Consider the following 2,040-nt stretch of genomic DNA (forward strand, 5'->3'; position numbering starts at 1 on the left):
TTGGGGGAGATCGAGTCGGCGCTCGAGCGTGTCGACGGGGTCTCGCAGGCCGTGGTGGTGCTCGACTCCCGCGGGTCGACCGGTGACCGGTTGGTCGGCTACGTCGTTGCCGGCACGGGCACGGCACTGATCGGTGGCGACGTCCGTACTGCAGTCGCAAACGTGCTGCCGGCGTACATGGTGCCGTCGACGGTGATGGTTCTGGAAGAGTTCCCGCTCAACACCAGTGGGAAGTTGGATCGGAAGAAGCTGCCGGCTCCGGTGTTCGAGACCCGGGTCTTCCGGGCGCCGGGCACTCCGGCCGAGGAGTTGGTCGCGGAGGTCTTCGCGGAAGTCCTCGGCTCCGGCCGAGTCGGTGCGGATGACGACTTCTTCGAGCTCGGTGGCAACTCGCTGATCGCGATGCGGGTGGTGTCGGTGCTGTCGGCGCGGGTGGACGGCCGGGTGTCGGTGCGGGATCTGTTCGACGCGTCGACGGTCGCGGGCCTCGCCGGCCGGGTCGAGCGGGCCCGTGGCGCGGGGCGCCGCGAGGCACTCGTCGCGGCGCCGCGCCCGGAGAACGTTCCGCTGTCGCTGTCCCAGCAGCGGATGTGGTTCCTCAACCAGTTCGACCCGGCCTCCGCCGCGTACAACATTCCGATTGCGCTGCGACTGAGCGGGCGGCTCGACCTCGATCTGCTCGGTGCCGCGGTCGGCGACCTCGTCGCCCGGCACGAGGTGCTCCGCACGGTCTACCCGGACACCGAGGACGGTCCGGTCCAGGTCATTCTGCCTGCGAACCAGGCGATTCTGGATCTGAGTCCGGTGCCGTTGGCCGAGGAGGACGTCCTTCCCGTGGTCGGTGAGTTCCTGTCGGCCGGGTTCGACGTCACCGCTGAGGTCCCGATTCGGGTGCGGCTGTATCGGGTCGGCGAAGACGAACACGTCCTCGTCGTCGCCATCCATCATGTGTCCGGCGACGGCTACTCGGTCGCGCCGCTGACTCGTGACCTGATGTCGGCGTACTTTGCGCGGAGTGCGGGTTCTGCGCCGGAGTGGGCGCCGCTGTCGATCCAGTACGCGGACTACGCGCTGTGGCAGCGCCGTGTGCTGGGTTCGGAGACCGACCCGGATTCGCTGATCCATCAGCAGCTCGAGTACTGGAAGTCGGCGCTGGCGGGGTTGCCGGATCAGCTGGACCTGCCGACGGACCGGCCGCGGCCTGCGGTGCAGTCGTACCACGGCGGCCGGGTGCACTTCGGCATCGACGCGGACCTGCATCGTCGGCTCGCCGACTTCGCCCGCGAGCGTGGTACGACCCTGTTCATGGTGGTCCACGCCGCGTATGCGGCGCTGCTGGCACGGGTCTCGGGCACCGGCGACATCGCGGTGGGTACCCCGTTCGCGGGCCGTGGTGAGGCGGGACTCGACGAGATGATCGGCATGTTCGTCAACACGCTTGTGCTCCGTGCGCAGGTCGACTCGGCGATGCCGTTCACCGATCTGCTGGGACAGGTCCGCGATGCCGATCTGGGTGCCTTCGGCAACGCCGACGTGCCGTTCGAGCGGCTGGTCGAGGTGCTCAACCCGACGCGGTCGACGTCGCGTCATCCGCTGTGCCAGGTCGGCTTCTCGTTCCAGAACATCGCGGCGACAAGTTTCGAACTGCCCGGTCTGTCCATCTCCGCGGTGGACTTCGAATCGGCGATCTCGCAGTTCGATCTGCACATGATCGTTGCCGACGCGTACGGCGAGACCGGCGACCCGGCGGGGATGTCCGCCGAGATGTCCTATGCCACTGCACTGTTCGACTCGGAAACGGTCGAGAAGCTGGCCGCGCGGTTCGTTCGATTCCTCGAGGCGATCGTCACCGATCCCGAGGTCGTGATCGGTGACGTGGAGTTGCTCAACGAGGCCGAGTCCGGCCGGATGCTGGGGGATTGGAACGCGACGGAGGAGTCGGTTCCGGATGTGTCCCTGGTGGAGTTGTTCGATGCGCAGGTGGCGCGGACGCCGGATGCGCCGGCGTTGGTGTTCGAGGGCGAGACGGTCTCTTATGCG

At 67.8% G+C, this 2,040-nt stretch carries 1 protein-coding gene; it reads left to right on the plus strand.

Annotation, left to right across the window (positions count from 1 at the left end; genetic code table 11):
- Nucleotides 1–2,040: condensation domain-containing protein (locus tag ACWDUM_RS28210; RefSeq protein ID WP_450136533.1), on the plus strand; the 2,040-nt coding region annotated here is incomplete at both ends.

Source organism: Rhodococcus sp. NPDC003322 (assembly GCF_053589555.1).